The organism is Uliginosibacterium aquaticum, assembly GCF_012972705.2.
GTDB classification, from domain to species: domain Bacteria; phylum Pseudomonadota; class Gammaproteobacteria; order Burkholderiales; family Rhodocyclaceae; genus Uliginosibacterium; species Uliginosibacterium aquaticum.
The window spans coordinates 831145-840323 of sequence record NZ_JABCSC020000002.1; the positions used below are offsets into that span (position 1 = coordinate 831145).

Sequence of the window (9179 nt, forward strand, 5' to 3'; positions counted from 1 at the left end):
CATGAATGCGCCCTACACCCTGCAGATTGGCAACGAGCCGCTGATTCACTTCGGCAAGTTGCCCTCGCGTGGCGATTTCATCCGCAGCCACAATGGCTCGGCCGTCATCAACACGCTGGATAGCTGGATTTCCGCCAGCCTCGCTCAACTGGCCGTGGATGCGGACTGGAAGCGCCACTTCGACGCCCTGCCGGCCATCCTGTTCACCTTCCTGGGCAGCCGCAGCCCCAACGTGTTGCTCGGCCGCATGATCAGCAGCGAAGACAGCTCCGGCCGGCGCTTCCCCTTTTTGGTGGCCGGCAGCCTGCGCAGCGAAACTCCGCTCTCCTTCCTGCCCTGCCTGCCACTGGCCATGAAACAGAGCTGGGAAGAGATGGAGCGTCTGCTCGACGACGCCCGCCAGGCCAGCGATATCAGCGAAGCCCTGGCCCGCATCGAAGTCACCCCTTTGCGTGTGCCGGCCGATCTGGCCGAGCTGGAAGCTGAGCGCAAGGGTCTGATGCTGGATCTGAGCATTGGCCAGTTGGAGGCCCAGCTGCATGCGGCCGGCAATCCTGGCCTGTTGCGCTACAGCGTGATCGCCTTGGGCCTGCTGCTCTCACCGCTGCTCTCTGGCTCCAGTGCAGCCGCCAGCAAGGGCCTGGCCCTACCGCTGCCGGAAGACAAGCAGCAGGCCGGGCCGGCGGCCGTTTTCTGGCTCAGCCTGATCGCCCCCTTCCTGGCACGCGGCGATCATGAAATCAGCCTGATGCGCACCCATTTGCAGGGTCGGCCCCAGCTGATACTCGGTTTCTCGGGAGCCAGCGCGCTCGGCCTTGAAGCCATCTTCAACCCGGCCCTGGCTTTCGAGGCCAACATCGACCTGTGCGATGCCGAATGGGTAGAAGACTACATCGCCTCCGAATACGCGCTGACCAAGCTCTCCACCTACCTCGAACATCCCGACCTCTCGCTCGCCCAGGCCATCACCACCTTCGGCGAAGTATTTCTCGGCGCCTGACCCCAAGGCACAGCACACATCATGAAGATTCCACACCTCCTCCTGCTATCCACCCTGCTCGCCTGTAGCGTGACCAGCCATGCCCAGACCACACCGGCCGCCCCTGCTGCTGCAGAGCGCCCGGTCGTCGTCAGCGGCACCGTGCCGGACGAAGCGACCCGCCAGGCCATCCTCGGCAAGCTGCGCACCCTCTACGGCAACGATCGGGTTGTCGATCAGCTTGGTATTGGCAAGGTCTCCGCCCCCCCGAACTGGTCTGACTATGTGCAGAAGCTCATTACCGAAGATCTCAAGCAGGTCCGCAACGGCGAGCTGGACGTGAATGGCAACAGCCTCAGCATCCGCGGCGATGTCGGTAGTCAGCAAGAAGTCGAGCAATTGCCTGCCCAGCTCGCCGCACGCCTGAATCCCACCTATCAAGTGCGCAGCGGTTTGCGGGTCGGCACCAACGAGCAACAGGTGCTCGACAAGGCGCTGGCCAACCGCATCGTCGAATTCGACCAAGGCTCCGCCATTCTCACCCCTCGCGGCAGCCAACTACTGGACGAAATGCTCAGCGCCATCAAACAGCTGGGGGACCGCAGCATTCAGATCATCGGCCATACCGATAGCTCGGGCCGCCCCGAAGCCAATGCCATGCTCTCTCAGGCCCGCGCCGACTCGGTGCGCCAATACCTCGTTCAGCATGGCCTGGCCAGCACCCAGCTGATCTCGATCGGCAAGGGTTCGCTGGAGCCGGTCGCCTCCAACAACACGGCGGAAGGGCGTGCGCGCAATCGCCGCATCGAATTCCGCATTGCCAACTGAACGCGTGCCTGACGACATGACCCAACCCACGCCCGCAAAGCCGACACCGCCCAGTCGCCCGTCCCTGTTCGGGCCGGCAACCGAAGCCGCAGGACAGCCGGCCCCCCAGCGCATCAGTGTGCTGGCCTCGCTGGACGCTCGCCCGGCGCCCGCGCCCAAAAAGAAGCGCCGCCCGCTGTGGCTGGCTATCGCAGCCCTGTTCAGCGCCGGCCTGATCGGTTCGATCGTCTGGGAGCTGACCGATACACCGGCCCTCCTCGCCCAGAAACCTGAGCCCACCGTTGTCGCACAGCCTGTTTCGGCCGCCCCGCCGCCTGCGGCTGCTGAATCCTCTCCCGCCGCAGAACTGGCTGCGGAGAACGCCCCTGCAAGCATCGAGCGTATCGAGCCAGACACCCCTTTGGCCGCGCTCGAAGTCCCCGCAGCCCAGGTCAGTGCGCCGGAGGAAGCCCCCTCTCCCGCACCAGCAGAAACTGCAGTACCGAAAAAATCACTGCTCGCCACATTGGCCGCTCCGGCCGCCAGCACGCAGGAATCGCCAAGCCGAAAGAATGCCGCGCCCGTCGGAAAAGGCAGCACAAGCAAGGCTGAAGTCGCCGCTGCCCCCCGCAAGGCAGGCAAGAAAGACGGCGCACGCGAATCCGCCAACGACACCGACGTGCTGCTGCTCGAAGCCCTGGTTGCCCACGATCCGAAGGCCCAGACCCCCACCGCCCTGCCGGACAAGAAGCCATGAACCAGGCCTTAGACCCCCGCAGCCTGCCCGCCGCAGCGAGCGCACTGGAGGCGCTGGCCGGCCTGCGTTCCGATACCCGGCTCTATGAATGCGCCATCGAAGGCCTCTCGCGCGTCGAGGCGCCGCTCGAGTTCGAAGCCTTCTGCGGTGAGGAAGCCCTCTCAAGCCTTTACCGCTACGAAGTGCTGCTGCTCTCCAGTAATGCCCATCTTTCGCTGGCGACTCTGCTCGGCCGCCAGATGCGCTTTGTGGTGCGTCTCTCTGATGGCAGCTCGCACGCGCGCTCCGGCTACATCGCCCAGGCACGCCGCCTCGGCGCCGATGGTGCGCTCACCCGCTATCAGGTGAGCCTGGTGCCCTGGCTGTGGCAACTCACCCAACGCACCGATTGCCGCGTCTTCCAGGAGAAGACCGTGCTGGAGATCGTCGAGGCGGTCTTTGCCGCTTACGCTCCCCGCGCGGCCTGGAAGCTGGCCGATGGCGTCGAGACTTTTCTGGCCGAGGCGCCGCAGGGCAGCACGCGCAGCTACTGCGTGCAGTACCGTGAGAGCGATTTCGATTTCGTCTCGCGCCTGCTGGCGGAAGAGGGGCTGGGCTTTGCTTTCCAGGGCGTCGAGTCCGAGGAGCTGGGCCAGGCGCCGCTCGATCAGTTGCTGATCTTTGCGCACAACGAGGCGCTGCCTGAGGATGCTTGCTCGGCCCACGCGCTCGGTGGCGCCGGCATCCGTTTTCATCGCGCGGGCAGTCAGGAAGCGCAGGATGCCGTGACCGCACTGGGTGCCCATCGCGTCTTGCAGGCGGCCGTGAGCACGGCACTCTCGTGGGACTACAAAGCCAAACGCAGCGTGGCGGTGTCACTGCCGACCGATCAGGTCTTTGGCGGGCCGAATGCGCCGCAGCTGGAGGACTACGATGTGCCCGGCGCGTATGCCTTTGCCGATGAGGCGAGCGCGCTGCGCGCTGTGCGTCTGGCCCGCGAGGCGCTTGAAGCGCGCAACAAGGTGTTTCTGGGCGCTGGCTCGGTGCGCTCTTTCGCTGCGGGCCACCGCTTCGTGCTGACGGGCAGCCCGCTGGATCGTGAAGCGCAGCTGCGCGGCGAAGCGGAATCAGCCGACGCTGCCGCAGCTTCGCGCCACTTCCTGCTCACCCGCGTCCAGCACGCTGGCCTCAATAATCTGCCGCGCAAGCTGGATGAAAGCGCGAAGGCCTTGCGCCGCCTGCTGCGGGAATCAGGCGTCGAGCCAGGAGAGGATGACGCCCTGCTCACCCCGGCCCGCAGCCGGGGCTATGCCAATCAGTTTGAGGCCCAGCGCGTACACGTGCCCTGGCGCCCTGCTTTGCTTGATGGCACTGGGGGACGAATCAATCCCCGCTCATCGACGGGCCGCCCCGAGATGAGCGACTCCCCCTTGGGGGGAAGCTGGGCTTTTAACCCAGCCAGGGGGCACATCAAACCCACGGCAATGGGCCCGCAAACCGCCACCGTGGTTGGCCCGAATGGCGAGACCACACCCGGCGAGGCGGGTGAGATCCATACCGATGCACTGCACCGGGTTCGCGTGCAGTTTCACTGGCAAAGCGCCAACCCCGAGCACAACGAGGCGTGCTCACCCGGCAGCGCCTGGCTGCGCGTGGCGAGCCGCTACGCCGGCAAGGGCTTGGGCGTGCAGTTTGTGCCGCGCATTGGTCAGGCGGTGCTGGTGGGGTTTCTGGAGAACGATATCGATCGCCCCATTGTGCTCGGCAGCTTGTATGACGGCGCGGGCGATGAGGGCGTCGCGAGCACGCCGGGCGGGGCTTACAACGCCCCGGGCACCACTCCCGACTCCCAAGCCTTCGCGAACGCCAAGGATCACAGCCCCGCACATCAGGGCAATCGTGTCGCCGCCGGCCATAGCCCGGCCTGGCATGGCGAGGCTTCGGCCTATGGACCGATGCGCAACCGCGCTGCACTGTCAGGCTTCAAGTCCTGCGAGTTCAATACCCCGCATGCGGGCTATACCCAGCTGGTGTTTGACGATACCGATGGCCAGCAGCGTATTCAGCTGGCCACCACCCAGTCGGCTACGCAGCTGAATCTGGGGCACCTCATCCATCAGGCGGACAACTATCGCGGCAGCCACCGTGGCGATGGCTTTGAGTTGCGCACCGACGCTTACGGGGCGCTACGCGGGGGCCGCGGCCTGCTCATCACCACCTGGCCGATCCAGGCAGCGATCAATCAGGCGCAGAGCGAGCCGGCCGGAGATGCCACCGCCCCGACCGCCCTGCTCAAGCAAGCCAGCGAGCTCTTCAAGAACACCAGCCAGATCGCGGCCACGCACCAGACCGTGAAGGTCGCTGCCAGCGAGGGTTCAGCCGGTGCGAGCAAGAGTGCGCTCAAGCACGATCTCGCCCCCCAGGCGGCGATGCTCAACTCCGCGAAAGGCATGGTCGACGCCAAGACGGGCGCCGTGCAGTCCTCAGCAGCCGGCACTCAGAACTCAGCACTGCCTCATAGCGAAGACTCACTCCTGACCCTCGCCGGCCGGGGCGGCCTCGGCATCGTCGCCGGTCAGAGTCTGCAATGGGCCAGCGGCGAGACGATCAACTGGGCCAGCGGGCAGGACAGCAACTTCGCACTGGCCAGCCACCTGCGTATCCACACCGGCCAGGCGCTCGGCTTCCTCAGCAGCGCACAAGGCAGCGGCCACCTCAAGGCCATCGCCGCCAGCGGCCCAGTGCTCGTCCAGGCCCAGGCCGATGCGATGACGCTCGCCGCCAAAGAGCAACTGAAGATGGTCTCCGTCTCCGGCAAGCTCGACCTCGCCTCCGCAAAGAAGATCCACCTCGCGGTGGCAGGCGGATCAGCCATCACCATCGAGGGCGGGAACATCACCGTGCAGTGCCCGGGGATGCTCACCGTGCATGCCAGTCAGCGGAGCTTTGTGGGGGGGGGGCGAATCAACAGCACATCACCCTGCCTGCCCAAGAGCGAGTTGGTCATGCCGCAGGACAAGCCCATGTTCAGTCAACAGCTCAATCTTCTGGAGCTGCTAGGCAAAAAGCCTGAATCCACCGAAGCAATCACGAATGTCCCGTACAAAGTAACGCGAGAGGACGGCACCGTCATCCATCAGGGCACGACGGACAACATGGGCGAAGGCTCGCGATTCTTCACCAAAGAGAAAGAAGAACTCAGCCTCTATGTGGGCGATGGCGACTGGCAAGTCACCATCGACGTACCGCATGCGAATCCCAATACCCGCAGCACGGAAGGAACTTCGGAATGAACGCCCCCAACCTGGATAGCGAACTGGCCGCAGAGCCGGCGGCGAAGGTGATCGAGCCTCAAGAGCAAGCACCCTTGGGCGACAGCAAAACGACCAACACTCCGCAGGCCACTGCGCCAGAACCCGTTGTCGACACGCCAACGCCGGCAAAGCCCGATCAGGTACCGCCAACAGAGGCTTCTGCCGCTGAGCCCGAGGAACCCGCGGTGGCGGACGTCACCGAACCTGAGCCGCAGCAATCTGACCGGATCGCCATCCGTCTCTCGTTCATCGATCCGTTCGGCAACCCAATCAAGGATCTTGCTTATCGAGTCCTTGTTGGGGGCAAAACGCATGAGGGCAAATCCGATGCCAAGGGCCTGGCAGCGGATATCGAAGACGTCCAGCCATACGTTCCGCTTGAAATCCTGATTAAGCGCGACGACGGTACCTGGTCATCCAAGTACAAAGGCGAAACGCTATGCACCGACATGGACATCTGCGCCAAGAGCCCACACCTCAAGCTCGCGATAACCACGGAGGAACACAACGGAGCACCGCAAAAGGCGCCTCAGACCCAGCCGGCGCCCCCCAAACCCGCTGCACCGAAGCCGCCCCTACCCTTGGCCGGGCAGATCAGCAAAGCGGCCCCCAAGCCAGAAGTGAAAAGCCAACCGGCCAGAAACGAGCAAGGCCACCCCGTCATCCGCTTCGGCGCCGCCTTTGACTGGGCGGCGCGAGTGCTGCCTATCGGCAACCCGTTCTATCTCTACACGGCGTACAAAGATTGGCGCAAGGAGAAAGACAAAGCCGCCGGCGCAGGGAACGCAAACTCGAAAACTGCGGCAAATTCTGGGGCTGCGGCAACCACGACCTCAGCCAACAAGAACCCGGTACCCTCAAGCACCAAGGCTGCGGTAACGAGCCTCGACCAGGCGCCTCCGCTTGCGGTCACCCAGCTCGTCGCGATCATGGAAGAACAAAGCAAGTGGCAGTGGAAAGCAATGTTCGAAGTAAAGCGCCTCCGAACAGAAAGCATCCTGGCCGGACTCGAGAACAAGACACTTGAGCCCGACAACGACAAACCCGCTTCCAAGTACGATGGACGCTGTTATCCCTCCGTCAAAGTGGGCCTGAAACGCGCCAACCTTGTCAAAGATGTTTGGGGCGACATCCCAGCCAAAGGCGCGGGAGCGTGGCTCAAGAGCCAAGGCTTCATCGACGTGACCAAGAGCCTCCACGATGCACGCTGGGCAGCCCCGGGCGACATCATCGTGTACCGCTATGACGATGAGACAGAAAGTGCGAACACAAAGAAGCACAAAGCGGCGTTCGACAAGTACGAGGCAGACAAAAAGGCCTACCCAGACAAACTGAAGGCTTGGGAACAGGCTCACAAGGGATGGTGTGAGCAGCGCAAAAAGCTGGCCGAAGAATCCGCACTAGCCGCACAGACCAAGGGCAAACCGACGGCAAAAGCCAAGCTGCCCAAGGAGCCTCAGAAACCCGCCGCACCAGAGATGCCAAACGCCGAGAACTGGGGACACATTGATGTGCGAACCTACGATGGGTACATCAGTGACGCGAAGACAAGAGTTCTGCCGCGCGCAAGCATGTTGAACGGTAGAAAAGGGTTTGTGGTAACAGGAATTTATCGCAAGATTTATGACCCACTGCCGGATATCCGGGTTCGTGCATTTTTAAAAATACTACGAGAGTGGGAGCACAATGGAGAGCACGAAGACAAGGATCGTTATTTTAAGCTTAACTACGACTACAGCAAACCACTTAAATCCTTCTCAAGCACCAAGAATCATCCTTTTGAAGACATTAGTTTCAAGGAAAACACAGCAGCTGGCGCTTATCAAATAAAAATAAAGACATATTTAGGGTTTATACGTCCAGAATACGGCATAGGCGACGGATTTAATCCAGAACAACAAGATAGAATCGCTGTTGCGCTAATTGAAGAGGTAGCACAAGGAAAGATTCTTGGCTTAATTCGCGAGGGAAAAATCGAAGATGCAGTTAATGCTCTCGGCGGGAAGTGGTCAAGCCTACCAAGCGGCCGAGAGCCACGAAAAGGCAGAGATGGAAAAGCGATATCAATAGAAAAGCTGTCCGAAATGCATCGAAATTTTATGAAAGAGCTTCTGGTTGATAAAAAATGAAAAATATTCTTATTGTTTTATATATTTTATTGATTTTTTTCAATTCCTCTGCCTCTGCCTCAGCAGAAGCAGGTACCTTTTGTCATAAAATAAAGAACGAGAAAACACCTGTCGCCATTCTTATTGACGAAAAAAATACTGTGTCGAACGGCCCAATTGACCTTGGAAATATTCCTGTGCCATCCAAACTAAAGGCAGAAGGAAAAGTTTTTGAAAGCAAATACAAAGTTATAGTTTTTCCACAAAACCTTTTGAAGCACGAAGAAATTCAGATAGGGCTAACAGCGGTTCTAACAAAAACAAAATCCATGTGCCCGAATAGCAGCTCTTACAGCGTTTCACTTCTTGGGGACTTTAGAGGCGGTGAAATTAGGCCGTATAAGTTCTCTGCTGATTTAACATGGTTCACACAGCTAGGAGGGACGGGCCATGAAGAAGAAATTCCAGATTTATATCGTTACTTCGATGCACGAGTTGTTGGCGTTTTTGTAGAGCCACAGAACAAATAGCTGCATTTCCCTTGCTCAGTGCAAATAGCCCAACTCCAAGCACAATCGGGCTGTTTCGAGCGCCTTGAATCGCCCCGGTTTCCGTGGAGGCTGGTTGGTTTGAGTCAGGCTATGACGGCGGCCTGACTGGCGAGTTGCCTGTAATAGTTTGCCTCAGCTTCTGCAGGCGGGATATATCCGATCGGTTCGAGCAGCCTGTGGTGGTTAAACCAGGACACCCATTCCAGCGTTGCGAGTTCCACGGATTCCTTGGTTTTCCACGGTGCGCGCCGATGGGTCATCTCGGCGTTGTACAAACCATTGATGGTTTCTGCCAAGGCGTTGTCGTAGCTGTCGCCCTTGCTGCCGACTGATGGCTCAATGCCGCCTCGGCCAGCCGCTCGCTGTAGCGGATCGAGACGTACTGCGAGCCTCGGTCCGAGTGGTGAATCAAGGCTTCCTCAGGGCCCGGCTGCCGGGCGTACAGGGCCTGCTCCAAGGCATCCAGAACAAAGTCTGTCTGCATGGAACTGCTCACGCGCCAGCCGACGATGCGCCGGGCAAAAACATCCACCACGAAGGCCACGTACAGCCAGCCCTGCCAGGTCGAGACGTAGGTGAAATCTGAGACCCACAACTGATTGGGCCAATCCGCCTTGAACTGCCGATTGACCCGATCTGCCGGGCATGGCGCCTTGCTGTCGCTGATCGTGGTGCGCACCACCT

General features: G+C 60.9%; 6 protein-coding genes and 1 pseudogene. 6 read left to right on the forward strand and 1 reads right to left on the reverse strand.

Going from position 1 to position 9179, the window contains the following annotated elements; translation table 11 throughout:
- Position 1 precedes the first annotated feature (1 nt).
- The 6 genes from tagF to HJ583_RS11285 are packed head-to-tail and all read left to right on the forward strand — an operon-like array spanning position 2 to position 8474.
- Positions 2-1000, forward strand: coding sequence for a type VI secretion system-associated protein TagF (gene tagF / locus HJ583_RS11260; protein WP_170021968.1), 999 nt, complete (start codon positions 2-4; stop codon positions 998-1000).
- Between the two features lie 21 nt (positions 1001-1021).
- Positions 1022-1807, forward strand: coding sequence for an OmpA family protein (locus tag HJ583_RS11265; RefSeq protein WP_101942253.1), 786 nt, complete (start codon positions 1022-1024; stop codon positions 1805-1807).
- Positions 1797-2543, forward strand: coding sequence for a hypothetical protein (locus HJ583_RS11270; protein ID WP_170021969.1), 747 nt, complete (start codon positions 1797-1799; stop codon positions 2541-2543). Before HJ583_RS11265 ends, HJ583_RS11270 begins: the two co-directional genes overlap by 11 nt.
- Entirely contained in the window at positions 2540-5815 is a 3276-nt protein-coding gene (locus HJ583_RS11275) for a type VI secretion system Vgr family protein (protein WP_170021970.1), read from the forward strand. The genes HJ583_RS11270 and HJ583_RS11275 overlap by 4 nt, the downstream gene beginning before the upstream one ends.
- Positions 5812-7965, forward strand: a complete 2154-nt coding sequence (locus tag HJ583_RS11280) for a hypothetical protein (RefSeq protein ID WP_170021971.1) — start codon at positions 5812-5814, stop codon at positions 7963-7965. Before HJ583_RS11275 ends, HJ583_RS11280 begins: the two co-directional genes overlap by 4 nt.
- A complete protein-coding gene (locus HJ583_RS11285; protein ID WP_170021972.1) occupies positions 7962-8474 on the forward strand; it encodes a hypothetical protein in 513 nt (170 codons plus the stop codon). The genes HJ583_RS11280 and HJ583_RS11285 overlap by 4 nt, the downstream gene beginning before the upstream one ends.
- 104 nt (positions 8475-8578) lie before the next feature.
- On the opposite strand, the pseudogene HJ583_RS11290 reads toward HJ583_RS11285, so the two are convergent.
- Positions 8579-9179 (reverse strand): annotated as a pseudogene (locus tag HJ583_RS11290) (IS3 family transposase); the annotation flags it as partial.

Bases quoted from the DNA above. Each gene is read 5' to 3' on its own strand.
- HJ583_RS11280 (WP_170021971.1), top strand. From the start codon at position 5,812: ATGAACGCCCCCAACCTGGATAGCGAACTGGCCGCAGAGCCGGCGGCG.
- HJ583_RS11285 (WP_170021972.1), top strand. From the start codon at position 7,962: ATGAAAAATATTCTTATTGTTTTATATATTTTATTGATTTTTTTCAAT.
- HJ583_RS11265 (WP_101942253.1), top strand. From the start codon at position 1,022: ATGAAGATTCCACACCTCCTCCTGCTATCCACCCTGCTCGCCTGTAGC.
- tagF (WP_170021968.1), top strand. From the start codon at position 2: ATGAATGCGCCCTACACCCTGCAGATTGGCAACGAGCCGCTGATTCAC.
- HJ583_RS11275 (WP_170021970.1), top strand. From the start codon at position 2,540: ATGAACCAGGCCTTAGACCCCCGCAGCCTGCCCGCCGCAGCGAGCGCA.